Genomic DNA, 23,647 nt, shown 5'->3' on the forward strand with positions numbered 1-23,647 from the left:
GGAACGGATAGCCAATAGATTAATCAAATTTCAGATCCAGACCCAGACCACGCAATTCATGGATCAATACGTTGAAGGATTCAGGTACACCGGCTTTCGGTATGTTGTCTCCTTTCACAATTGATTCATAAGCTTTGGCACGACCTACGATATCATCGGATTTAATTGTAAGCAGCTCTTGCAGGATATTGGATGCACCATATGCTTCCAGTGCCCATACTTCCATCTCACCAAAACGCTGACCACCGAACTGGGCTTTACCACCCAATGGTTGTTGGGTAATAAGGCTGTATGGTCCGATAGAACGGGCGTGCATCTTATCATCCACCATGTGGCTCAGTTTCAGCATATAGATAACACCTACGGTTGCTTTCTGGTGGAAGCGGTCGCCCGTTTCACCATCATACAGGTAAGCGTGACCGAAGCTTGGCAAACCAGCCTCGTTGATATATGCGGCGATTTCTTCAGTAGTAGCACCGTCAAAGATCGGTGTAGCAAAGCGTACTCCCAGTTTCAGACCTGCCCAACCTAATACGGTTTCGTAGATCTGTCCGAGGTTCATACGGGAAGGTACCCCGAGTGGGTTCAACACGATATCCAGCGGCGTACCATCTTCCAGGAACGGCATATCTTCGTCCCTTACGATTTTGGCAACGATACCCTTGTTACCGTGACGACCCGCCATTTTATCACCAACTTTCAACTTACGTTTGCTGGCCAGGTAAACTTTTGCAAGTTTCAATACACCGGCTGGCAGTTCATCTCCGATGGAGATGTTGAACTTCTCGCGTTTGTAACGTCCGAGTTCTTCGTTGTATTTGATGTTATAGTTGTGTAACAGCGTATTGATCTGATCGTTGGTCACTTCGTCTGTTGTCCAGCCAAGTGGGTTCACGTTCATGAAATCGATGTTCACCAGGTTCTTTTGAGAGAACTTAGAGCCTTTGGAGATCAGTACTTCACCGTAAGTATTGGTAACGCCCTGAGAAGTTTTATCTTTCAGTAATACCAACAATTTGCTCATCAGCACTTCCAGCAGGTCTTCTGCATTCTTCTGGTGGATCTTTTCCAGTTTCTCAATTGCTGCTTTCTCGCGGGTTTTAGAATTTTTATCTTTTTTCGCGCGGCTGAACAGTTTCTTATCGATCACCACACCTTCTGTAGATGGAGGTGCTTTCAAAGAAGCGTCTTTCGCATCAGATGCTTTATCACCGAAGATCGCTCTCAGGAGTTTTTCTTCAGGAGAAGGATCGGATTCACCACGCGGAGTGATCTTACCTATGAGGATATCACCTTCTTTAATGTGAGCGCCAACACGGATAATACCGTTCTGGTCGAGGTCTTTGGTAGCCTCTTCACTTACGTTAGGAATATCCGGTGTCAGTTCTTCTTCACCCAGTTTAGTATCACGTACTTCCAGTTCGTATTCATCGATGTGGATAGAAGTGAACAGGTCTTCACGTGCAACACGTTCAGAGATCACGATCGCATCCTCAAAGTTGTAACCTTTCCAAGGCATGAACGCAACTTTCAGGTTACGTCCCAGGGCCAGTTCACCACCGCGGGTTGCATAACCTTCGGTGAGGAAGTCGCCGAACTGTACGCGTTGTCCTTTCTTCACGCAAGGACGCAGGTTGATACAGGTGCTTTGGTTGGTTTTAACGAATTTGGTGAGGGTATATACTACCAGGTCATCTTCGAAGCTAACCAGTTTTTGCATTTCATCGCGCTCATAACGAACATGGATCTCGTTGGCATCTACGAATTCAACTACGCCATTTCCATCGGCAGTGATCTGCAGACGAGAGTCGCGGGCTGCCTTGCCTTCCAGGCCGGTACCTACGATAGGTACTTCCGGATTCAGCAGTGGCACGGCCTGACGTTGCATGTTTGATCCCATCAGCGCACGGTTGGCGTCATCATGTTCCAGGAACGGAATCAGTGAAGCACTCAAACCTACGATCTGGTTAGGCGCAACGTCCATGAATTCCACTTCATCCCTGTCGAGGATCGGGAAGTCACCGGTTTCGCGGGATTTTACTTTTTCGTTCAGGAAATGTCCTTTCTCGTCCAGTGGTGCGTTAGCCTGTGCGATCTTCACGGAATCTTCTTCTTCAGCGCTCAGGAACTCCACTTTATTCATATCTACTTTTCCATCATCCACTTTGCGGTATGGAGTTTCGATGAAGCCCATCTCGTTTACTTTCGCGTGAACGCAAAGAGTAGAGATCAGACCGATGTTTGGACCTTCCGGTGTTTCGATGGTACACAAACGGCCATAGTGGCTGTAGTGTACGTCACGCACCTCGAAGCCTGCTCTTTCACGGCTTAAACCGCCGGGTCCGAGAGCCGAGATACGGCGTTTGTGAGTGATTTCAGACAGTGGGTTAGTCTGATCCAGGAACTGTGATAACTGGGAGGTACCGAAGAAGGAGTTGATCACGGAAGAAAGGGTTCTTGCATTGATCAGGTCTACCGGTGTGAACACCTCGTTATCACGAACGTTCATTCTTTCACGGATGGTACGGGCCATACGTGCAAGACCAACACCAAACTGAGCATATAACTGCTCACCCACGGTACGTACCCTACGGTTAGAGAGGTGATCGATGTCATCGATCTCGGCTTTACCGTTAGTCAGTTGTACCAGGTATTTGATGATGGAGATAATATCGTCTTTTGTCAGCACCTTCATATCCAAAGGTGTAGACAGACCTAATTTTCTGTTGATCTTATAACGACCAACATCTCCGAGGTCGTAACGTTTGTCGGAGAAGAATAATTTATCGATGATACCCCTTGCGGTTTCATCATCCGGCGCATCGGCACCGCGCAGTTGGCGGTAGATGTGCTGAACGGCTTCCAGCTCGGAGTTAGATGTATCCTTATTTAATGTGTTGTAGATGATGGAAAAATCACCACTTACCTCTTCCTTCTGAACGAAAACACTCTTCAGGCCCATGTCTACGATGGTTTCGATGCTTTCTTCGTCCAGGATGCTATCACGTTCGAGCATGATTTCGTTACGCTCGATACTCACCACCTCACCGGTATCTTCATCCACAAAGTCTTCCACCCAGCTTCTTAACACGCGGGCAGCCAGCTTTTTGCCGGCATATTTTTCCAGACTTTTCTTGTCTGCTTTTACTTCATCTGCCATTCCGAACAGCTGAAGAATATCCTTATCTGTTTCGTACCCGATAGCACGTAACAGGGTGGTAACCGGGAATTTTTTCTTACGGTCGATGTACGCGTACATCACGTTGTTGATGTCGGTTGCAAACTCCATCCACGCGCCCTTGAACGGTATTACTCTTGCGGAGTAGATCTTGGTACCGTTCGGATGTACGGATTGGCCAAAGAAAACACCAGGAGAACGATGCAGCTGAGAAACAACTACACGCTCAGCTCCATTGATAACGAAAGTACCTCTTGGAGTCATGTACGGGATGTTTCCGAGGAACACATCCTGAACAATTGTCTGGAAATCCACATGCTCCTCATCGTTACAGCTCAGGCGAAGTTTCGCCTTTAATGGAACTGAATAGGTAAGCCCACGCTCGATACATTCCTCGATTGTGTACCGTGGGGGGTCCACAAAGTAATCGAGGAATTCCAGATTAAAGATATTCCGGGTATCAGTAATCGGGAAGTTCTCTTTAAATACCTTAAAAAGTCCTTCGTTGTTTCGCTTGTCTGGTGTGGTTTCTAATTGGAAGAAATCCTTGAAAGATTGGATTTGGATAGCCAACAGATCCGGTGTCTCAGTAATTTGTTTGATCTTTCCAAAATTTACTCTTTCGTTTGTTTGGGCTTTTTTTAGAGACATATTCGAAGTTAGCAGTTATATGACTTGTAAGAATTAGGGAAATTAAGATTTCTTTGTCAATACCATCCTGATATTTTTGCCTTCTGCACATTGTCAAAGTCACTCCTTAGTGATTCCCTATTTTGACTCTCTGAAAAAGACACTTTCCCAAAGGGAATAAGGCCAAAAGTGCAATGGGCACTTTTGACCTTAAAAGATGTATACTTAAGCAAAGAATTACTGAATTTCAACTTCAGCTCCAGCTTCAGTCAGCTTAGCTTTCAGGTCTTCAGCTTCAGCTTTGCTTACTCCTTCTTTTACATTTTTAGGAGCGCCGTCAACCAGTTCTTTCGCTTCTTTCAGACCAAGGCCAGTCAGGTCTTTTACAACCTTAACAACGTTCAGTTTAGAAGCACCTGCAGATTTCAGGACTACGTTGAATGCAGTTTTTTCTTCAGCAGCAGCACCACCGCCTTCGCCACCTGCAGCAACAACTACTGCAGCAGCAGCTGGTTCAATACCGTATTCAGTTTTCAATACATCTGCTAATTCCTGAACTTCCTTAACAGTTAAACCTACTAATTGTTCAGCTAATGCTTTTACGTCTGCCATTTTTTTATGTTTTAATAAATTTTTGTAATGTGTTAAATGTATATTGTGACTTGGAAGCCAATGTGTTGTGGAAAAATCCCGATGTTAAAAAAACGGTCTTTCCAATTATTCTGCTGCCGGAGCTTCTGCCACTGCAGCACCTTCGTTCTTGCCTTTTTCCAGCAAAGCAGCGATAACGCGTTTTGCAGGAGATTGCAACAGACCAATAACTTCTCCAATGAGTTCGTTCTTGGTTTTGATCTTTGTCAGTGTAGCCAGCTGGTCATCGCCAACATACAGCTCATCTGCTACGAAAGCAGCTTTCAATACTGGTTTTTCTAATTTACCGTTGTCTTTACGGAAAGAAGAAATAATTACAGCTGGTTCTTTAGGACTGTCTGAAAACATCAGGGCAGTTACACCATGCAGGCTATCGAAAACCGGTGCATACTTTTCACTATCCAATGCTTCCAATGCCTTACGAATCAAAGTGTTTTTAGCTACCTTCATTTCCACTTGCTTATCAAAGCAAGTCTTCCTCAGGCTATTTACCTGTGCAACAGTCAGAGACTCAGTGTTGGTAACGTAAAAGTTGCTGTATTGAGAGAACTTACTTTTCAGCAGTTCGATCACTTCTTGTTTTTGATCTTTATTCATGTTTTAACGTTTGTAGCAAGCCACATCTTTACAGATAACGGCTACAACTCGTGATCAATTAGTTTTGAACAGATTTAGTATCGATAACAATACCAGGACTCATAGTGCTTGCCATAGACAAACCTTTGAGGTAAGTACCTTTAGCAGTAGATGGTTTCAGCTTGATGATAGCATTGATCAGTTCCAGAGAGTTCTGCTCAATTTTATCAGCAGCGAAAGATACACGACCGATAGAAGCGTGGATGATACCAGCTTTATCTACCTTGAAAGTGATCTTACCACCTTTAACCTCAGTTACCGCAGCTGCAACGTCGTTTGTAACAGTACCGGTCTTAGGGTTAGGCATCAGGTTACGAGGACCTAAGATCTTACCCAGTTTACCAATTTTCGGCATTACAGCAGGAGTAGCTACGATTACGTCTACTTCAGTCCAGCCAGCTTCGATCTTCTGGATAAATTCATCCAAACCAACGAAGTCAGCACCTGCTTCTTTTGCAGCAGCTTCTTTATCAGGGGTGCAAAGCACTAAAACCCTTTTAGTTTTACCAGTACCGTGAGGAAGCGTTACGGAACCACGGATAGCCTGGTCTGCTTTCTTAGGATCAACGCCTAAGCGGATATGTAAATCGACAGAGCTGTCGAATTTCGTACAGTTAATATCTTTAACCAAAGTAGACGCCTCTTTCAAGCTGTAAGACTTGTTTTTGTCCACCTTAGCGTCAGCTACTTTTCTCTTTTTAGTTGCCATTTTCAAAATGATTTTTAAGATCCTGCCTCAACAGGGTGAAACAAAATTAGTTTTCCCAAGGAGCTTTACCTTCTACAGTAAGACCCATGCTACGTGCAGTACCTGCAACCATGCTCATCGCACTTTTCAGAGTGAAGCAGTTCAGATCAGGCATCTTATCCTGTGCAATTGCTTCAACCTGAGCCCAGGTTACTTTACCAACCTTGTTACGGTTAGGCTCTTTAGAACCACTTTGAACTTTAGCAGCTTCCAACAGCTGTACAGGAGCCGGAGGAGTCTTGATTACGAAGTCGAAAGATTTGTCAGTGTAAACAGTCAGCAACACAGGCAATACTTTACCCATTTTATCCTGGGTACGGGCATTGAACTGTTTGCAGAACTCCATGATGTTCACACCTTTGGAACCCAGCGCGGGACCAATTGGAGGTGCAGGATTGGCCTGGCCGCCTTTCACCTGCAATTTCACGTACGTTGCGATCTCTTTTGCCATGTTTATTGATTTATTTTGGTTTAACGCTCCCTACAACGTAGAAAGCTCCCAAAGCTAAAAGGACTAAAAAAACCTTTTAAAGGGGATGCAAAGGTATATATTAATGTGAATTTGTCCAAAACTATTTGATTTTGGGCATCCTTTTTGCGTAGAAAAGGGATTTTTTTACAAAACTATTGCATTTCACAGAAAAATTTCTTACCATTGGAAGTCTGCAAAGGTACAAATTATTCAGAAAATAATTGCTTCCGTTTCCCCCTCTCCGTCTTTATATACTTTCCAACAAATAACTGCTCCGTCTTTACCCTGCTTTCCAGTTCCGCCACCGCATCATGCAACTCCGAAGCATTTGCCCGGACGGCTTCCACCTGCAGCAATCCCGTCAACGATTTCATCACGCCACCCAACCGGGCAGACACCCCGTCGATCATCCGGCGCAACGACAGATCATTCATCTCCGGCGTAAACTGCCTGTTCTTGAAATTCACATATTCATTGAACAACCTCACCACCTCCCTATAGCTGCGGTTCACTTCGTTAAATTCATCTACGCTCCTGTTATGCCGCTCTATCTCCTCGTTCGACGCCAGCACACTGATCGTCTGGTCCATCCACTCCAGTTCACTCATTATAAAAGGGTTCGCAGGCCCCCCAAATTGCCTGATCCTGGCTGCTGCCGCCTGCAAGCGCTGCAACCGGCTCTGTTTGGCCCAAACCCTGATACTGTCGTTATACGCAAAGGCAGGTCTCTTCGCCGCTGCCGCTATTCCCTGCGGAGTTAATTCGTCATGCCTGAGTGGATGTGCCGAAAACTGCCACATCGGGTCATAAGGCATATGGGTTTTAACAGCCATCTGCGGCGGCGCCTGGAACCATTTCCAGTTCGTACGCTGTACAAACTTCCCGTTATCCACATACCCCGCGCCCCAGGTGGGATCTACGATCGTCCACTGACCTCCTTCTTTTACTGCAACCCAATCATGGGAACCATTAGGGATCATCAGCTCATTCTGCAAGGCATATCCTGTTACTACAACAGCATTGATTCCACCGGCCCGGCAAACCAGGGTATACAAGACCGCATAATCAGTATACAGTCCCACCTTCGTAGCGAGAGTGCGCGATACTGCCGCCGCCGTATCGCGGTAACTGTTCAGCCGGTTCATGTTGGCAGCGTCATAAGCGATATTTGTTGCCATCCAGTTAAATAAGGCCCGCTGAAAGGCCACACTTCCTGCAGTATGTGTTTTCAGCCACCGGGCCATGGCCTCGGGGGAGGTAGTTTCACTGGCAGGGATCTGCGGCATGGCTACTGCCGCAGGTTTAGCTTTCACCTGGGCGCTTGCCTGGCCGCCCAGCAATACTCCAATCAATACAGCCAACAACTGTTTCATAAAAACCAAAGATATAGGGGGAATGACTCTATGCGGGCTCCCCGCCCGATCGACTAAAATAAAAAATTCAAATCATTTATACTATAGCTGCTATCGTCCAAACTTGTAAAACAAGGTTTTCCTGAACAGTTTACCTGTTTTGATATATCTGTCCACAAACGCCTGCTCTTCCGCTACTTTCTTCCTGAGCCCATTTTCCGCCGCTTTCAGTTCTCCAATATTTGTAGCGATATTGTTATCACTTGGTACAATTTCATTTAATTGTTTATCAATATCCGATAAGCGGCTATACATTTCATCCACCCAGGCCCTGATATCGTTGTCGGGTTTGGAAGGAGAAAACAGCTTGTTTTTGAATTCCACATATTCGTTGTAGGAGCCAACCACTTCATTGAAACGGCTGCTTAGACTGTTAATCCTGGAGGCTTGCCGGTTATGTTCATCTACCAACATATTTTGCCTTCCTACACTAACGATGTTTCTTAAGTTCTGCAATTCCGCTCCGATCAGCTGGTTGGTAACACCAAACCTGGCAATCCTGGCAGCGGCGTTATCCGCTTTGTCGACGGTCGACAGCCGGTTAAACCAGGCGAGCGTATCTCCATAGGCGAACTGTCTTTTTTCGGTTTTCCCGTTCAGGATCTCTGGATGTGTATAGGGGTTATCCAGGAACTGGAAAAGCGGATCGAAGGGCACATGATGTTTGATGAACTGCTCCGGCGCCACCAGGAAGTAATTCCAGTTCAGGCGTTTGGTATAATGACCGTTGATAACGGCTCCGCTACCCCAGGTAGGGTCGACCAGCCGCCACTGGTTATCAGTAAATACGGCAACCCATGCATGACTGCTGTTATCCAGTTTGTTTTGGGAGAAGGTATAACCGGTCACGAGTTGGGCAGGAATATGGGCCTGCCTGGCCACTTCCATAAAGAGGGATGCATATCCCTGGCAAACGGCTACATGAGTTTTAAGCGTTTTGTTGACGGCATCGGCGGTGTCTTTATAATAATCCGGCAGGTAGGTGTTTACCATATCATAGCGGATATTTTCGGCCATCCAGCCGTAGAGCGACTGCAGTATTTGCCGTTGGTTGCCCTGGTGGTGTTGTTGCAACCAGTTGGCCATAGAGGTTACGGAGCTGGCGGCAGCGGCGGGAATGGTATCGAATTGGGTTGTAGCGGCCGTTTGCCGGGCATTGCCCAGGGCAAGGTAAAGGAAGCAGGTAACGGTTAGGAATATACGTTTCATAAATGGTACAAATAAAAAACCGCCTCTACGGAGTAGAGACGGTTTCAATAATATTCAGATCGGTTTAAGCTAATTTTTCTACCTGCATGAAGTTGAGTTCTACAGGGGTAGCGCGTCCGAAGATCTTTACAGTTACTTTCAGTTTCTTTTTATCTTCGATCACTTCTTCGATCACTCCGTTAAAGTCGTTGAATGGTCCGTCGATGATCTTGATAGTTTCGCCTACGATGAATGGTTCGCTCATTGTGAGGCCCTGATCGCTGAGTTCATCTACTTTACCGAGCATTTTATTTACTTCGGCTTTACGGAGGGCGATAGGTTTTTCTTTTCCTAAGAAATGAATAACACCGGATACGTTACGGATAGCCTGGATCACTTCATCCGTCATTTTGCCATCCACAGCCTCTATCATTACATACCCAGGGTAGAAGTTTTTTTCGCGCATTACTTTTTTACCAGCTTGCACTTTATAAACTTTCTCTACCGGGAGGAAGATTTGGGTGATGACGTTACCCCAGTCGGAGCGGCGTACCTCAATATCCAGGTATTCTTTCACTTTCTTTTCCTTGCCACTAACAACGCGGAGTACATACCACTTTGTTTCCTGGGCAGGAATATTGGCTGCATCCATTTATTTATTTTTTGAAAATTTCGTAATAGTGAGTTAACACAAAATTGGAAGCTGCATCCATACCCCATACCATAGCAGTAACGAATATAGTAGCGATCAATACGATCATGGTAGAGGATTGGAGCTCTTGCCAGGTAGGCCAAGACACTTTATAAACCAATTCATGATAAGACTCGCGGAAATAATTTCTGATCTTATTCATTATATAAAGTTAACTAATTAAGGTCAATTGATTTAAAGCCTAAAAATGGTTGGATTGTCATATTTTGAATAACAACAATTCAACCATTTAAGTCTTTTTTTATTAAGTCTGCACGGGTACTAGGATTCGAACCCAGATCAAAGGTTTTGGAGACCCGTATGCTACCGTTGCACCATACCCGTATAAGAAGCCATTAGCTTAGCTTTCAGGCATCAACAAATATAATAATAAAAGTTGATTTTAGTAGCCAAAGCTAATGGCTTGGAATATTATTCAGTGATTACTTCAGGATTTCAGTAACCTGACCAGCACCTACTGTACGACCGCCTTCACGGATCGCGAATTTCAGACCTTTGTCCATCGCGATTGGTTGGATCAGTTTTACAGTCAGTGTTACGTTATCACCAGGCATAACCATTTCTACGCCAGCTGGTAATTCAACTTCACCGGTAACGTCAGTAGTACGGAAGTAGAACTGAGGACGGTATTTGTTGAAGAACGGAGTGTGACGACCACCTTCTTCTTTGCTCAGTACGTAAACTTCGCATTTGAATTCGGTGTGTGGAGTGATGGTACCAGGTTGGCAGATAACCATACCACGACGGATTTGAGTTTTCTCAATACCGCGGAGCAACAGACCTGCGTTATCACCTGCTTCACCTTCATCCAGTAATTTTTTGAACATTTCAACGCCAGTACAAGTAGATTTCAGTGGTTCTTCTTGCAGACCAACGATTTCCACGTTGTCACCTACTTTAATACGACCTCTTTCGATACGACCGGTAGCAACAGTACCACGACCGGTGATAGAGAATACGTCTTCAACTGACATCAGGAATGGTTGATCAACTGGACGTGGAGGCAGAGGAATGTAAGTATCAACTGCATCCATCAGTTTTTCGATCTGTTCAACCCATTTAGCATCGCCAGCCAGCGCGCCGGTAGCAGAACCTTGGATAACAGGAACGTTATCGCCATCGAAACCGTTAGATGATAACAGGTCACGGATTTCGATTTCAACCAGTTCTAACAGTTCAGCGTCATCAACCAGGTCAACTTTGTTCATGAACACTACGATACGAGGTACACCTACCTGACGAGCCAGGAGGATGTGCTCTCTTGTTTGTGGCATAGGACCATCTGTAGCTGCCACCACGAGGATAGCACCGTCCATCTGCGCAGCACCGGTGATCATGTTTTTCACATAGTCAGCGTGACCAGGACAGTCAACGTGAGCATAGTGACGAGTTGCAGTCTGATACTCTACGTGAGCTGTATTGATAGTAATACCTCTTTCTTTTTCTTCAGGAGCAGCATCGATCTCATCATAACCTCTCTTCTCTGCCAGACCTTTGTTTGCCAAAATTGTGGTAATGGCAGCAGTCAAAGTAGTTTTACCATGATCCACGTGGCCGATGGTACCAATGTTTACGTGGGGTTTATCCCGCTTGAAGGTTTCTTTTGCCATTTTATTTTCTTTTTAGATGGTTTGTAAAGATTGTATTGATAGTTGTTTTTAACAAAAACGGTTTTACAAACTTGTACCGTTGATGAGAATTGAACTCATGGCCTCCCCTAAATAAAAAAGGGTCGCTCTTCCATTGAGCTACAACGTTAAGTTTAATTTCGGAGTGGGAATTAATAAATTCGAATTCCGAAATTCGAATTTTATGGAGACTGTTGAGGCGATTAAATAGTCACTACAACTCTTCTTCTAAAAATTCAATGAGCTGTTGAAGAGAATTGAACTCTCGACCTCTTCCTTACCAAGGAAGTGCTCTACCCCTGAGCTACAACAGCTTGAAAATTGCATCAAAAAAAAATACGAGCGGGAGACGAGGCTCGAACCCGCGACCTACAGCTTGGAAGGCTGTCGCTCTACCAACTGAGCTACTCCCGCATTTTTAATTCACTAAGCATCCGGAAAACCACCTGGCAACTTTCCACTTAAAGAATTATAGAATATAAAAAAAGAGCTTTTAAGCTGTTGTAACCGAGTATTTTAATCTTATGTAAGAATTACTCACCTTACATCACAGTTATATTCCGCCTCTGCGAAGGGCAAAAGCGGAACACGCTGTCGAGGTGGGCAGGATAGGATTCGAACCTATGAAGACGTAGTCAGCGGATTTACAGTCCGCCCCATTTGGCCGCTCTGGAACCTGCCCTAACATTTTTCTTGATTTCAATTTTTTATACCTGAATTTAAATCGGAAAATCAATCTAAACCTGACATCAAAAAATCCAAAATCGATGAGCCAGCAGAGGGATTCGAACCCCCGACCCACTGATTACAAATCAGTAGCTCTGGCCAACTGAGCTATGCTGGCATCTTTCAAAAAACATTCTTTCAATTAATAAGTAACTCGTTGAAAGAGAGCGCAAAATTAAGAGAATTTTTCAATTCTCAAAATCTTTTTTTCAGTTTCTTACAAATATTTAAAAAATTACCTGCTTCCCCGAAAACGCCCTACCATAAAGAACTTTGCTACCTTTCCCAACCCTCTTTTTGAATCGGGATGGCAAAGGTAGCAAAGAGATTAATATTTCCAAAATTATTTTAGAAAATTATTGAAATTTCTTCTCCTTCTTTCTTTTTACCTGGTTAACCAATGAGTCAAATGCTAGATCAAATGACTCCTCGAAAGATTTCGACTCGTGCTTTACAAATAGATCTTGGCGAGGGATACGTACTCTAATTTCGGCAATCTTATCTTTGATTTGATGCGTTATATTATCCAACTTCAGGAAAACATCTACACTCACTATCTTGTCGTAAAAGGTGTTTAGCTTCTGAATCTTTTTGTTCACGTGATCTATCAATTTTGAGTCAGCATCAAAATGCACAGTTTGAATTTGTACGTTCATAGCACTAATTTTTTAAATATTTAACAATCTAGATTCCAGTTAGTAAACTGAGGTCATAGGCATTCTCTGTTTAGGTGAGTAAGTCTACTACTAATATAATCACTTTTACTTTGAAATGCGGTTTTATCGCATAATTTTTTGTTAAAGCGTTATGCCTTGGGGTGCGCCTGATTGTATGCCTTCTTTAATTTCTCTATGCTATTGTGCGTATAAACCTGTGTGGCTGAAAGATTTGCATGCCCTAATAATTCCTTGACCGCATTCAGTTTTGCCCCGTTATTTGTCAAATGCGTCGCAAAAGTATGCCGCAACACATGCGGACTTTTCTTCTTTAATGTCGTGATCTGGTGCTCCGTTAAATACTTCCGTACCATCAGGTACACATACTTAGGGTATAACCTCCGGCCGGTAACCGGGTGTACCAGCAATACCAATGGTTCTATCTCTTCCAGGACACTCCTCTTTTCTTCCATATATGCCTCCATCTGCGATAATAAACGCTCGCTTACAGGAATGATCCTTTCTTTGTTCCCTTTACCTAGTACTTTAATAGTCTTGTTCCCCTTATCTATCTTAAACTCCTCCAACCCTATCAGCTCAGATAAACGGATACCTGTCTGGTAAAAGATCTCAAAGATCAGGCGATGGGTGCGCCCTTCAAAGTCGTCGTTGAAAATATGCAGGCTGGTCACAGAAACCGGGCTTACATTATCTTCCAACGCGCGCATCCCCTTTTCTTCAATAAAACCGGGCAGGCGCTTTTTTACCTTAGGTGAAATCACCTTCGTCATGGGCGATTGCTTCAGCAATCCCATGCGCATGCAGTATTTAAAGAATGATTTAAGGGTAGAGATCTTGCGGTTGACGCTTCTTGCAGTTACGGCATCATCCATCAACTGAGCAAGCCAGCTGCGGATCATGACATGGCTGATGTCTTCCACAGGGGTAGCCCCATAGTGGATAGATATATAATCAAATAATTGGAGTAGATCGTTGCGATAGGCGGTAGCCGTATGAGCGGAGTATCGCTTTTCAAGCGCTATGTAGGAAAGGAAGCGCTCAGCTAAGGAGTATAACGGTTCGTTCAACACAAAAAGATTGATGATTGTAAAGTTATAAAAAACCTTACAATCATCAAATATTTTGAGCTGTAATCAGTTCAGCGACTGATTTACAGATTAAGCATCGAATTTACCAGAGGCCAACTGTTGTTTGTAAACTGCCTTCAGCACTTCGTTACGACGTTTAACAGATGGTTTGGTGAAAGACTGGCGAGATCTGAGTTGCAGCAGGATGCGTGCTTTCTCAAATTTTTTCTTATATTTTTTAAGCGCCTTGTCTATGTTTTCGCAATCTTTAGAATCAATTATCAACATAATATTTGCCTCTTATTTTTAGGAACGCAAAGATACAACAACATTTCAGAAAAACAAAATTGTTTCACGCAAAGGGGCAAAGAAGGCAGAGAGCGCAAAGATTTTTTTTAAGTGAGGTAAGAAAATTAAGGAGCGGAGGAAGAATATTAAGGAAGGGAATTTTCTTTCCTTGCCTCCTTAAATAATATCTTATAGTTAATATCTTATAGTCATTTGCTTCTTAAACAATAACTTATAGTCCTTTGCCTCTTAAACAATAACTTACGCCTCTTTGCCTCCCTTTGCCCCTTTGCGAGCAACCCCACCTAGTCTTTCAGTTTCTTTTTCAGGAGGCTAACCTGGTCTTGCAGGTGGTTTACCATGTCGGCAAGGTGGTTAACGCTCATCCTGCTTTGTTGCCCCGCCTTGGAAATAATGGCGTCTGATTGCCAGAGTTCCAGCACATCTTCCATTTCCACGCCGTAGGGCTCAAATTGCGGATTGTCTGAAGCCAGGGTGATCCGGGATTTGGAACGGCTGTTCTTTAATACCCTTTTAAAAACGATACCTTCCCGGGCAGTGATCACCACGTAGGTTTCATTATTCTTTATTTCATCCCAGCCGTCGACCTTATGGCAGACAATGACAGATCCTGACGTTACAGGAAGCATGGAATCCCCGGCTATTTCAAAAGCCCGGTAATCGCCTGCTCCCAGCATCGGCAAAGTAAACGTGTTCAGTTCTTCAATGAACTCTTCATCATTGTAACCGGCCAGGTAACCTGCAGCAGCCTTTACCGGTACGAACTGGATAGCCTGGCGGGAGTTGCCCATTTTCAACTGGCGGCGTTTTTCCAGGAAGTTATCTTTCTGCGAACCCAGGTCGCGGCGTAAAAGATCATCAATGGAAACCCGGAACATATCACTTACCTGTTCGAGGACCTCGGTGCGGGGCTCTGCACGTTCTTCTTCATATGCACCTAACAAAGAACGTTTAATGCCTAATTTATCGGCAAACTCCTGCTGCGTCCAGGATTTTTGTTTACGCAGGTATTTCAAGTTGCGGCAGACGATGGACATAATCTAAATAATTTAGTACCATGCTAACAAAATTAGCAAATATTTTTATGAATTACCAAATATATTCGAAGGTCTTACCTATTTTTGCCCCGGTTAAATTCAATTTGATATGTTACATCTACACTCATTTCTAAGATGGGCGATAATACTGGCCGGACTCTGGGCTGTGATCCGTTCATTAAAAGGTGTTACTGGTAAAACGCCGTTTACACCTGCTGATAAGAAAGCTGGTCTTTTTTTCATGATTGCATGTGACCTGCAATTGCTGGTAGGCTTGATCCTTTACTTCCTTATAAGTCCTCTCTCCAAAGCCGGATTAGCCGACATGGGCGCTGCCATGAAGGACCCTGTAATACGATTCTTTACTGTAGAACACGAAATTATGGCGATCGTTGCCATCGCCCTTGTACACATTGGCAAATCAAAGATCAAGAAAGCTGCTACCGATGCCCAAAAACATAAACTGGGCCTGATCTTCTTCGGCCTGGCCTTCCTTGTAATACTGGCGCTGATCCCCTGGCCTTTCCGTGAGGCTTTAGGCAAAGGCTGGTTCTAATGTTTCCCGCGAAGATTTCACGCAGAGACGCAAAAGAAGCAAAGAGGCATAAGATTTTTTTTAAGGAAAAGAGAAAATTAAGAAGCATAAGAGGTTTTTGACCGAAGCGAATTTTAAGAAAGCAAAGGAGTTGAAAATTATGTTATATAACACAATCTTCAACTCCTTTGCTTTCTTATTTTCCTTAAAAAAATCTTATGCTTCTTAATTTTCTCTTTTCCTTAAAAAAAATCTTATGCCTCTTTGCTTCTTTTGCGTCTCTGCGTGCAACCTTCGCGTGAAACTACCCTTTGTCCTGGTTGTACAGCCTGAAAGAGTAGATGTATGGCAGGGCGGCCAATATAATCGCCGCAAAGAAGATGATAAATACGCCCGCGATCAGCGACAGGAAAAATCCCGCTACTATAATCGCCACACCTACGCATACCCATAATGTGCTGGCCATCTTATGCACTTCTGTCCAGATCTCGGGGCTTTGCAATGTATAGGGCGTTCTTACGCCTACATAGTTATTGGGTTGAAGATTGCGCAGGTATACCCCGATGCCCGTCAGCAGCACGCCTACCCCGACAAAAGCCCATCTCTCCATGGCAAATGGCTGCCCCTGGCTCACCATAAAAATGATCACGCAGGTAAATATCAACTGGTAAATATGGATAAGAAAACGGATGTTATAATATTCCCTGTGCCTGGCTGCAGCTGCGGCGGTATTGTCTGCAATCACGCTGGTTTGTGGAACATACCGGAAAAGGAAATAGATCAGCGCGTTAGTAAAAAACAAAAAGATCATTAAAAGCAGGAAATCGCTTTTGCCTCCTACGCCGGAAGGATTAAAACTACTGGGTATGTCTTCAGGTAAAGATTTATACACGATAGCGAGGTAAACCATCGGTATTAACAACATTGCCAGGATAAGTAATTCCTTTGGAAGATCTTTTGGTTTCATATCAGATAGTTTAAAGGTCGACTACGCTATACTGCCTGTGTTCCTTTTCCCAATCTTATTATCTGTTACCTATTGGCTCTCAGTAATGTATATACTAAAGTTACGAAAAATGTCACGTAGAAAAATGTGAATATTTTTATACTAAATTTTTTAGTATTACTAATAAATTTAGTAATTTAGCAGTCCTGAAAACCAAAAAGTGATTCCGGCTGGCAGGCCTGTCGCGAATAACTATCCTCCCCTTCTGCCCGGCCCGCCATCCGTATCGCTTTTTACAGGTGTTAACTATTCCTGGCCCGTATTGTTCATTTTCAATTCAGTAATAATGATCGCGCTGCAACAACGAACAATTGCACATTTTGACCTGGATTGTTTTTTTGTGTCGGTAGAATGCCTGAACGATGACAGTCTGCGAGGCAAACCTTTACTGATAGGCGGAAGCAGCGACAGGGCTGTGGTTTCGGCCTGCAGTTATGAAGCCAGGAAATATGGCATCCATTCGGCCATGCCTATGAAAACCGCACTGCGACTGTGCCCGCACGCTATCGTCAGAAGCGGCGACATGGAACGCTACAGTGAAAAGTCCAGGGAAGTAACGGCAGTTATCGCCGACCAGGCGCCTTTATACGAGAAATCATCCATCGATGAATTTTACCTGGATATCTCCGGGATGGATAAATTCTTTGGTTCTCTGAAATGGACCACAGAACTGAGAAAAAAGATCATGAAGGAATCCGGGTTGCCGATCTCATTTGGGCTGGCATCTAACAAACTGGTGTCCAAAGTCGCCACAGATGAAGCCAAACCAAACGGGCAACTGGAAATACATTTTGGAGAAGAAAAATCTTTCCTGGCACCACTGCCTGTCGAAAAAATCCCTATGGTAGGTCGTGAAACCGGCGCCCAACTCCGGCGTCGGGGCGTAGAAACCGTGAAAACACTTAGCGAAGTACCTATCTCCCTGCTGGAAGCATGGATGGGAAAAAACGGGATAGCGCTCTGGAAGAAAGCCAACGGGATCGACGAATCGCCAGTGGTGCCTTATTATGAACAGAAATCCATCTCTACAGAAAATACTTTTCCAGCCGATACCATTGATATGGCGCTCCTGCATGCCGAACTGGTCAGAATGACGGAAAAGATAGCTTTCGAACTGCGGCAACAAAATAAACTCACCGGCTGCGTTATCTTAAAGATCCGGTACTCAGATTTCCAGACAGTGACCAAACAAATGACCATTCCTTATACCTGCTCCGACCATATACTGCTGGAAAAAGTAAAAGACCTCTTTAATAAACTGTACGACCGCAGGCTCCTGGTTCGCCTGATAGGCGTACGTTTCAGTCACCTCGTGCAGGGGAACTACCAGATCAACCTGTTCGACGACAGCCAGGAAATGATCGCCCTTTACCAGGCCATCGACCAGATCAAAAACCGTTTCGGCTGGCAATACCTTATGAAAGGCACCAACGTATTACCGCCCGAAAAGAAAAAATAAACGGCATGTTCCTGAACTGTAAAACATTTTTCAGCCTGCGGTATGGCACCATGCCTGTAAGTACATTGGTAGATAAAGCCTTTGAACTGGGGATCCGTACCCTCGCGCTCACCAATATTAACCTGACTGCCGATGCCTGGGAGTTTGTAGAGTATTGCCGTAAAAAAGATATCAAACCACTGTTGGGAGTTGAGTTCCGCAACGGACACGAATTCAAATACCTCATACTGGCAAGGAATGAAGAAGGCTGGTATCATATCAACCATTTCCTGTCCAACTCCCTGCAACAGGATATTCCTTTCCCTGATCGCGCCCCCGCCCTTCCGGAAACCTTCGTGGTTTACAACTGGGGGCGCTTTCCTTTGGAAGAACTGCGTTCCCACGAACTTGCAGGGATTAAACCCTGGGAACGGAATAAACTATTCAGAACAGATACTGAAGCATGGCAGGATAAACTGGTGATCCTGCATCCGGTTACCTTCCAGGACGCAGAACATTTTGAATTACACCAGCTCCTGAGAGCTATCGATCAGAATATCCTGATCTCTCAACTCTCTCCCGATACCACGGCAAGAGTAGAAGAACAATTTGTACACCCCGCAAAGATGGTAGAATGGTACGCCGATCATCCGCATATCGTACAAAACACTCTCCGGATCATGGAGGCCTGCGATATAAAAATGAATTTTGATCAGCGAAGAAATAAAAAGTTCTTCACCGGGAGCGCAGAACAGGATAGGAAAAAACTCAGGCAACTGGCCATGGAAGGGATGCTGCACAGGTATGGCAATGATAACAAAGAGGCGCTTCAAAGAATAGAAAAGGAATTGGAGATTATCGCTCAACAGGAATTTGAAACCTACTTCCTGATCACCTGGGACATCATTCAATTTGCCCGGGAACAAAAATTCTTTTACGTTGGCAGAGGCAGCGGCGCTAACTCCATTGTTGCTTATTGCCTTTTGATCACCGATGTTGACCCGATTGAACTGGACCTTTATTTTGAAAGATTCCTGAACCCCTACCGGAGCTCGCCCCCGGATTTCGATATAGATTTTTCCTGGCGCGACAGGGATACGGTTATTGATTATATCTTCAAAAAATACGGGAAAGAGCATACCGCATTGCTGGGCACTGTTACTACTTTCCAGACCAACGCTGTGATCAGGGAGCTGGGAAAAGTATATGGATTGCCTAAGAAAGAGATAGATAAGATACTGGAAAATGGCTTCCAGCTGCAATTAGAAGCAGACGACAGTATTCACCGCAAGATCGCCCGATACACCGCTATGATGGCCACGGATAAATCCTATCCCAATCATATGAGCATCCACGCCGGCGGTATCCTGATCACAGAAGCGCCTATTCATAACTACTGCGCTACTTACATGCCTCCCAAAGGCTTTATCACCGCACAGATGGATATGTGGCAGGCAGAAAGGGTTGGCTTATTTAAGTTCGATATTCTTAGTCAGCGCGGCCTGGGCCACATCAAAGACGCCATTGATATAATCAGGGAAAATAAGGGCGTAGAGATAGATATTCACAATGTAAAAGCTTTCCAGGCAGATCCGCAGGTGAAACATAACCTGGCTTCTGTGAATACCATCGGTTGTTTTTATATAGAATCGCCGGCTATGCGCCAGCTGCTGTTAAAACTGCAATGCAGCGACTATCTTTCTCTCGTTGCCGCCAGTTCGATCATCCGGCCGGGCGTTGCCCAGTCGGGTATGATGAAACAATATATACAGCACTACAGGAATCCTGATAAAGTGACCTATATACATCCCATCATCGAGGAATTGTTGCATGAAACATTCGGAATTATGGTTTACCAGGAAGATGTGATCAAAGTAGCGCACCATTTTGCAGATATGGAGCTGGCAGATGCAGATACACTGAGAAGGGCCATGGCAGGTAAATACAGGGGAACGGATAATTTCGACAAGATCAAAGCGCAGTTCCTTCAGAACTGTATGCGGCTAAACCGCCCGACAGAAGCGGCTAATGAAATATGGCGACAAATAGCCAGTTTCGCCAGCTACTCGTTTTCGAAAGCTCATTCCGCCAGTTTCGCCGTAGAAAGTTACCAGAGCCTTTACCTGAAAACTTATTTCCCCGCTGAGTTCATGGTAGCGGTGATCAATAATTTCGGCGGATTTTACAACCGGGAACTTTATTTCAGGGAGTTGCAGAAAACGGGGGTAAATGTGCATCCGCCATGTGTGAATAACAGCAACTACTATACGAATATTAAAGGCAGCGATGTTTTTGTTGGATTTATTCATATAGAAGGCCTGGAACAGTCGCTGGCCGACAGGATATTGAAAGACAGGGAGCAGTTTGGCTCTTTCCTGCACCTGGAAGATTTTACCCAACGTATTGCCGTAGGGCCTGAGCAGTTGGAAATACTCATCCGGGTTGGCTGCTTCAATTTTACTGGTTTTACCAAGAAGGAATTGCTTTGGAAAAGCAGCCTGTTAGTGAAAAACAAAGAAACAGCTCCCGCCCATTCCCTTTCCCTGTTTGAAGCGCCGGCAGCCGATTATGAATTGCCGCGCCTCGCCTACCATTCACATGAAGACGCTTTTGATGAAATAGACCTCTTAGGTTTTTGTTTGCAATCGCCTTTCACCGTGCTGCAGCACAACCAGGAAAAATACACCCCTGCCCGGGAGTTTCACCGGTATATTGGCCAGGAGATCACTGCCCTGGGCTATTTTGTTACCATAAAATACCTTCGCAGCAATAAGGGCGAGCCTATGTGTTTCGGAACCTTCCTGGATAAAGATGGGGAGTTCATCGATACGGTTCATTTTCCCGACAGCCTGAGCAAATATCCATTCCAGAAAGGTGGATTTTACATACTTCATGGAAAAGTAATATCCGACTACGATGTATTATCATTGGAAATCAGCAAGATGGAGAAAATCGGCTTTTTCGAGGATAAAAAGCGATGAAATACGACAAATTGTTGTATTTTTGTGACAAATGTCAGAATATGAAACATCTCAAAGGTTACCAGGTACAGGAAAATGCGTTGATGATAGTGGAGGACCCTTCAGGAACTTATGTGATAAGAAACGGGTATTTTGATTACATACAACTTTCCCGCAGTGGCATTATAAAAAGGGCCTTGGTAAACCTGGCCAAGCAGATCTCCTTCTCACTGTCGGAACTGGCGCAGGTATTACATATATCAGAAAGAACGTTTCAGCGGTATGCAGATGATGCAAAACTCTCTGCCGATACCTCTGAAAGAGCCATATTATTATCGCAGCTTTACCAGCGAGGTACGGAAGTATTCGGGCACCTCGACGATTTCAAGGAGTGGATGCGCACTCCCCTGCCGGTATTCGACTACCAGACGCCTATCTCCCTGTTGGATACTACATTTGGGTTTCAGTTGATCCAGGATGAACTGGGCCGCATAGAACATGGCATATTTGCATAAAACTACTTTGCATAAAACCGCACTGCATGGATGTATACAGAATAAGCAAGTGTGCTTACATTAACGATATGAGCGGAACCGGAGCAAGGTTGTATGGAGGAAGATGGAACAGTGCAGGCCATGCAGTGGTTTACACTGCCGGTAGCAGGGCCCTGGCAGCTTTGGAAGTCCTGGTTCATATCCCTTTACAAAACATTATACAGGATTTCTGTATTGCCAATATTCACATCCCGGATAACATCCCCATTAAAGTACTAACAAAAGAAGACCTACCCAAAGGTTGGCAAACGCTGACTCCCGCCCCTTTCCTGCAGGCAATCGGCAACGAATGGGTGGAAGCTGCCAAATACGCCGTATTACGTATACCATCTGTGATCATACCGGAAGAACATAACTACCTGGTAAATCCCCTCCATCCCGACGCAGCCCAGGTGAAGGTCAGCCAATCCCAGCCGTTCGTCTTCGACCAACGCCTCAGGGGTTTCACGCAAAGGGGCTAAGGAAGCATAAGAGGCGTAAGATTTTTTTAAGAAAAATAAGGGAAGTAAGAGAGTAAGGTATTTTTTAAGGAAGAAAGTAAGAAGGAATTAAGAAAACAATAAGAGAAAGAAGTAAAGAAAGAAAAAATAAGAAAGCAAAGGGAGCAGAGAAAACACGATCTCCGCTCCCTTTGCTTTCTTATTTTCCTTAAAAAAAATCTTACGCCACTTATGCTTCCTTAGCCCCTTTGCGTGAACTATTCCAGACCGAATAGGCCTTTGTTCAACGCCTGCAATGTTTTTTCTTTAAACTGACCATTGATCAGGATAGAGATATTATGGCGGCTACCACCGTAAGAGATCATTCGCAATGGAATTTCTTCCAGGGAATCGAACAGTTTGGTGATGATAGAAGGCGTTGCAGCCACCTCGTTTCCTACGATAGAAACGATCGTCTGGTGGTGATCCAGTTCTACGGAACCGAATGGTTGCAGTTCTTTCAGGATCTGATCCAGGTATTGCGGGTTATCGATCGTTAACGAAACAGCTACTTCGGAAGTAGTGATCATATCGATAGGCGTACGGTATTTTTCAAATACTTCGAAGATCTTGCGCAGGAAACCATAGGCCAGCAGCATACGGCTGGATTTGATCTTAATGGCAATGATACCGTCTTTTGCCGCAATGGCTTTTGCACCGTTCCCGTTTGGCAATTCTGTGATGATGGTGCCTTTGGCTTCCGGCTGCATGGTGTTCAGCAATTTCACCGGGATGTTGAAATGTTGGGCAGGCCAGATAGAAGCCGGGTGTAAGATCTTGGCGCCGAAGTAAGCCAGTTCCGCTGCTTCGTCGAAAGACAATTGTTCGATCGGGAAAGTCTTTTTTACTACGCGCGGATCATTGTTATGCATACCGTCGATGTCGGTCCAGATCTGTACTTCAGATGCCTGGATAGCGGCGCCGATCAGGGATGCAGAATAATCGCTTCCTCCTCTTTTCAGGTTATCCACTTCTCCTTTTGCATTTCGGCAGATATATCCCTGGGTAACGAAGATGGTCTGATCAGGATATTGGTTGATCAGGTTACCCAGCTTGATCTTGATCTTTGGAATTTCAGGCTCCTCGAATTCGTCGATGCTCATGAAATCCAGGGCTGGTAATAAAACAGCCGGAATACCTGCTTCTTCGAGGTAAACAGTGAACAAGCGGGTAGATAATAATTCTCCCTGTGCGAGAATATCTTTATTTAACGCTTCGTTGAAAGATATCTTTAGAATGATATTCAGGAATTCAAAGTGCTCATCTACAATAGCCTTGGCCTTTTCGCGGCCTGCTTCCTGCTTCACAAGGTCTAAACAGAAAGAACGGTAATGTTGTTCCAGCTTGTCTATCTGCTGTTTAGCCTGTTCCTTCTTGCCCTCAGACAGCGATTGGCTGATTTCTACCAATGAATTGGTTGTTCCTGAGAGTGCAGACAATACCACAATTTTCTGATCTTTATCGGCAGTGATCAGTTGGGCCACCGACTGCATACGCTCTGGTTTTCCCACGGAGGTTCCACCAAATTTTAAGACTTTCATCTGAATATATCTTGTTTTTACTTTAGCAACCTGAAATCAAGCGCTGGCTTTATTCCTGGTGTT

Annotated in this window: 21 protein-coding genes and 6 tRNA genes; 5 read left to right on the forward strand and 22 right to left on the reverse strand. The window is 44.5% G+C overall.

The genetic code is table 11. The features are described from left to right. Positions 1-19 precede the first annotated feature (19 nt). The 20 genes from rpoB to BLV62_RS07265 all read right to left on the reverse strand — a co-directional run bounded on the left by rpoB (position 20) and on the right by BLV62_RS07265 (position 15,071). Entirely contained in the window at positions 20-3,829 is a 3,810-nt protein-coding gene (rpoB, locus tag BLV62_RS07170; protein WP_089760139.1) for a DNA-directed RNA polymerase subunit beta, read from the reverse strand. A 216-nt stretch (positions 3,830-4,045) separates the two neighbouring features. After that, positions 4,046-4,420 carry a 50S ribosomal protein L7/L12 gene (gene rplL / locus BLV62_RS07175; protein ID WP_089760141.1) on the reverse strand — a complete coding sequence of 125 codons (375 nt, stop codon included), beginning with the start codon at positions 4,418-4,420 and terminating at the stop codon, positions 4,046-4,048. A gap of 105 nt (positions 4,421-4,525) precedes the next feature. Then, the gene (gene rplJ, locus BLV62_RS07180; RefSeq protein ID WP_089760143.1) at positions 4,526-5,056 is read right to left on the reverse strand and encodes a 50S ribosomal protein L10; all 531 of its coding nucleotides are present in this window, start codon (positions 5,054-5,056) and stop codon (positions 4,526-4,528) included. A gap of 58 nt (positions 5,057-5,114) precedes the next feature. Further along, positions 5,115-5,804 (reverse strand): 50S ribosomal protein L1, encoded by a 690-nt coding sequence (gene rplA / locus BLV62_RS07185; RefSeq protein WP_211117726.1) that lies wholly within the window; start codon positions 5,802-5,804, stop codon positions 5,115-5,117. A 46-nt stretch (positions 5,805-5,850) separates the two neighbouring features. After that, positions 5,851-6,294, reverse strand: coding sequence for a 50S ribosomal protein L11 (gene rplK, locus BLV62_RS07190; RefSeq protein WP_089760146.1), 444 nt, complete (start codon positions 6,292-6,294; stop codon positions 5,851-5,853). Between the two features lie 227 nt (positions 6,295-6,521). Beyond that, positions 6,522-7,688, reverse strand: a complete 1,167-nt coding sequence (locus BLV62_RS07195; RefSeq protein ID WP_089760147.1) for a transglutaminase domain-containing protein — start codon at positions 7,686-7,688, stop codon at positions 6,522-6,524. Between the two features lie 90 nt (positions 7,689-7,778). Continuing rightward, positions 7,779-8,936, reverse strand: coding sequence for a transglutaminase domain-containing protein (locus BLV62_RS07200; protein ID WP_089760149.1), 1,158 nt, complete (start codon positions 8,934-8,936; stop codon positions 7,779-7,781). 64 nt (positions 8,937-9,000) lie between these two features. Beyond that, the gene (gene nusG / locus BLV62_RS07205; RefSeq protein WP_089760150.1) at positions 9,001-9,567 is read right to left on the reverse strand and encodes a transcription termination/antitermination protein NusG; all 567 of its coding nucleotides are present in this window, start codon (positions 9,565-9,567) and stop codon (positions 9,001-9,003) included. Positions 9,568-9,571: 4 nt separating this feature from the next. Beyond that, on the reverse strand, positions 9,572-9,769 hold the full coding sequence (gene secE, locus BLV62_RS07210; protein WP_089760152.1) for a preprotein translocase subunit SecE: 198 nt from the start codon (positions 9,767-9,769) through the stop codon (positions 9,572-9,574). A gap of 111 nt (positions 9,770-9,880) precedes the next feature. Then, a tRNA-Trp gene (locus BLV62_RS07215) sits at positions 9,881-9,951 on the reverse strand. 98 nt (positions 9,952-10,049) lie between these two features. Beyond that, positions 10,050-11,237 (reverse strand): elongation factor Tu, encoded by a 1,188-nt coding sequence (gene tuf, locus BLV62_RS07220; RefSeq protein ID WP_089760153.1) that lies wholly within the window; start codon positions 11,235-11,237, stop codon positions 10,050-10,052. A 77-nt stretch (positions 11,238-11,314) separates the two neighbouring features. Then, positions 11,315-11,385, reverse strand: a tRNA-Lys gene (locus BLV62_RS07225). A 112-nt stretch (positions 11,386-11,497) separates the two neighbouring features. Further along, positions 11,498-11,569, reverse strand: a tRNA-Thr gene (locus tag BLV62_RS07230). Positions 11,570-11,596: 27 nt separating this feature from the next. Further along, positions 11,597-11,669 (reverse strand) — tRNA-Gly (locus BLV62_RS07235). Positions 11,670-11,855: 186 nt separating this feature from the next. Next, positions 11,856-11,937 (reverse strand) — tRNA-Tyr (locus BLV62_RS07240). Positions 11,938-12,025: 88 nt separating this feature from the next. Continuing rightward, positions 12,026-12,099: transfer RNA gene (locus tag BLV62_RS07245), tRNA-Thr, on the reverse strand. A 238-nt stretch (positions 12,100-12,337) separates the two neighbouring features. Then, complete coding sequence (locus BLV62_RS07250; protein ID WP_089760155.1) at positions 12,338-12,637, reverse strand: HPF/RaiA family ribosome-associated protein; 300 nt, start codon at positions 12,635-12,637, stop codon at positions 12,338-12,340. 149 nt (positions 12,638-12,786) lie between these two features. Further along, positions 12,787-13,728 (reverse strand): tyrosine-type recombinase/integrase, encoded by a 942-nt coding sequence (locus tag BLV62_RS07255; RefSeq protein WP_371863512.1) that lies wholly within the window; start codon positions 13,726-13,728, stop codon positions 12,787-12,789. A gap of 87 nt (positions 13,729-13,815) precedes the next feature. After that, positions 13,816-14,013: a 30S ribosomal protein S21 gene (gene rpsU / locus BLV62_RS07260; RefSeq protein ID WP_089760158.1), complete on the reverse strand. Its 198-nt coding sequence runs from the start codon at positions 14,011-14,013 to the stop codon at positions 13,816-13,818. 305 nt (positions 14,014-14,318) lie between these two features. Beyond that, on the reverse strand, positions 14,319-15,071 hold the full coding sequence (locus BLV62_RS07265) for an XRE family transcriptional regulator (RefSeq protein WP_089760159.1): 753 nt from the start codon (positions 15,069-15,071) through the stop codon (positions 14,319-14,321). Between the two features lie 109 nt (positions 15,072-15,180). Here BLV62_RS07265 and BLV62_RS07270 point away from each other — a divergent pair, with 109 nt between their 5' ends. After that, complete coding sequence (locus BLV62_RS07270) at positions 15,181-15,627, forward strand: hypothetical protein (RefSeq protein ID WP_225889572.1); 447 nt, start codon at positions 15,181-15,183, stop codon at positions 15,625-15,627. 283 nt (positions 15,628-15,910) lie between these two features. Here the strand turns inward: BLV62_RS07270 and BLV62_RS07275 are convergent, their stop codons facing one another. After that, entirely contained in the window at positions 15,911-16,573 is a 663-nt protein-coding gene (locus tag BLV62_RS07275) for an SdpI family protein (RefSeq protein WP_089760163.1), read from the reverse strand. A gap of 325 nt (positions 16,574-16,898) precedes the next feature. Between BLV62_RS07275 and dinB the strand changes: the two genes are divergently transcribed. Genes dinB through BLV62_RS07295 form a run of 4 tightly spaced genes read left to right on the forward strand, consistent with a single transcriptional unit; the run spans position 16,899 to position 22,025 of the window. Further along, positions 16,899-18,071 carry a DNA polymerase IV gene (dinB, locus tag BLV62_RS07280; protein ID WP_089760165.1) on the forward strand — a complete coding sequence of 391 codons (1,173 nt, stop codon included), beginning with the start codon at positions 16,899-16,901 and terminating at the stop codon, positions 18,069-18,071. Between the two features lie 5 nt (positions 18,072-18,076). Continuing rightward, positions 18,077-21,031: a DNA polymerase III subunit alpha gene (locus BLV62_RS07285; protein WP_089760167.1), complete on the forward strand. Its 2,955-nt coding sequence runs from the start codon at positions 18,077-18,079 to the stop codon at positions 21,029-21,031. A gap of 41 nt (positions 21,032-21,072) precedes the next feature. Further along, positions 21,073-21,525, forward strand: a complete 453-nt coding sequence (gene parS / locus BLV62_RS07290) for a type II RES/Xre toxin-antitoxin system antitoxin (protein ID WP_168927821.1) — start codon at positions 21,073-21,075, stop codon at positions 21,523-21,525. 26 nt (positions 21,526-21,551) lie between these two features. Continuing rightward, complete coding sequence (locus tag BLV62_RS07295; RefSeq protein WP_089760171.1) at positions 21,552-22,025, forward strand: RES family NAD+ phosphorylase; 474 nt, start codon at positions 21,552-21,554, stop codon at positions 22,023-22,025. 236 nt (positions 22,026-22,261) lie between these two features. Here BLV62_RS07295 and BLV62_RS07300 read toward each other — a convergent pair whose 3' ends face one another. Beyond that, complete coding sequence (locus BLV62_RS07300; protein WP_089760172.1) at positions 22,262-23,584, reverse strand: aspartate kinase; 1,323 nt, start codon at positions 23,582-23,584, stop codon at positions 22,262-22,264. Positions 23,585-23,647 lie beyond the last annotated feature (63 nt).

The sequence above is a fragment of the Chitinophaga terrae (ex Kim and Jung 2007) genome (genome assembly GCF_900107795.1).
Taxonomy (GTDB): domain Bacteria; phylum Bacteroidota; class Bacteroidia; order Chitinophagales; family Chitinophagaceae; genus Chitinophaga; species Chitinophaga terrae.

What these genes read in the sequence shown, in the direction of transcription:
- rpoB (WP_089760139.1), bottom strand. Translation starts at nt 3,829, where the DNA reads ATGTCTCTAAAAAAAGCCCAAACAAACGAAAGAGTAAATTTTGGAAAG.
- rplL (WP_089760141.1), bottom strand. Translation starts at nt 4,420, where the DNA reads ATGGCAGACGTAAAAGCATTAGCTGAACAATTAGTAGGTTTAACTGTT.
- rplJ (WP_089760143.1), bottom strand. Translation starts at nt 5,056, where the DNA reads ATGAATAAAGATCAAAAACAAGAAGTGATCGAACTGCTGAAAAGTAAG.
- rplA (WP_211117726.1), bottom strand. Translation starts at nt 5,804, where the DNA reads ATGGCAACTAAAAAGAGAAAAGTAGCTGACGCTAAGGTGGACAAAAAC.
- rplK (WP_089760146.1), bottom strand. Translation starts at nt 6,294, where the DNA reads ATGGCAAAAGAGATCGCAACGTACGTGAAATTGCAGGTGAAAGGCGGC.
- BLV62_RS07195 (WP_089760147.1), bottom strand. Translation starts at nt 7,688, where the DNA reads ATGAAACAGTTGTTGGCTGTATTGATTGGAGTATTGCTGGGCGGCCAG.
- BLV62_RS07200 (WP_089760149.1), bottom strand. Translation starts at nt 8,936, where the DNA reads ATGAAACGTATATTCCTAACCGTTACCTGCTTCCTTTACCTTGCCCTG.
- nusG (WP_089760150.1), bottom strand. Translation starts at nt 9,567, where the DNA reads ATGGATGCAGCCAATATTCCTGCCCAGGAAACAAAGTGGTATGTACTC.
- secE (WP_089760152.1), bottom strand. Translation starts at nt 9,769, where the DNA reads ATGAATAAGATCAGAAATTATTTCCGCGAGTCTTATCATGAATTGGTT.
- tuf (WP_089760153.1), bottom strand. Translation starts at nt 11,237, where the DNA reads ATGGCAAAAGAAACCTTCAAGCGGGATAAACCCCACGTAAACATTGGT.
- BLV62_RS07250 (WP_089760155.1), bottom strand. Translation starts at nt 12,637, where the DNA reads ATGAACGTACAAATTCAAACTGTGCATTTTGATGCTGACTCAAAATTG.
- rpsU (WP_089760158.1), bottom strand. Translation starts at nt 14,013, where the DNA reads ATGTTGATAATTGATTCTAAAGATTGCGAAAACATAGACAAGGCGCTT.
- BLV62_RS07265 (WP_089760159.1), bottom strand. Translation starts at nt 15,071, where the DNA reads ATGTCCATCGTCTGCCGCAACTTGAAATACCTGCGTAAACAAAAATCC.
- BLV62_RS07270 (WP_225889572.1), top strand. Translation starts at nt 15,181, where the DNA reads ATGTTACATCTACACTCATTTCTAAGATGGGCGATAATACTGGCCGGA.
- BLV62_RS07275 (WP_089760163.1), bottom strand. Translation starts at nt 16,573, where the DNA reads ATGAAACCAAAAGATCTTCCAAAGGAATTACTTATCCTGGCAATGTTG.
- dinB (WP_089760165.1), top strand. Translation starts at nt 16,899, where the DNA reads ATGATCGCGCTGCAACAACGAACAATTGCACATTTTGACCTGGATTGT.
- BLV62_RS07285 (WP_089760167.1), top strand. Translation starts at nt 18,077, where the DNA reads ATGTTCCTGAACTGTAAAACATTTTTCAGCCTGCGGTATGGCACCATG.
- parS (WP_168927821.1), top strand. Translation starts at nt 21,073, where the DNA reads ATGAAACATCTCAAAGGTTACCAGGTACAGGAAAATGCGTTGATGATA.
- BLV62_RS07295 (WP_089760171.1), top strand. Translation starts at nt 21,552, where the DNA reads ATGGATGTATACAGAATAAGCAAGTGTGCTTACATTAACGATATGAGC.
- BLV62_RS07300 (WP_089760172.1), bottom strand. Translation starts at nt 23,584, where the DNA reads ATGAAAGTCTTAAAATTTGGTGGAACCTCCGTGGGAAAACCAGAGCGT.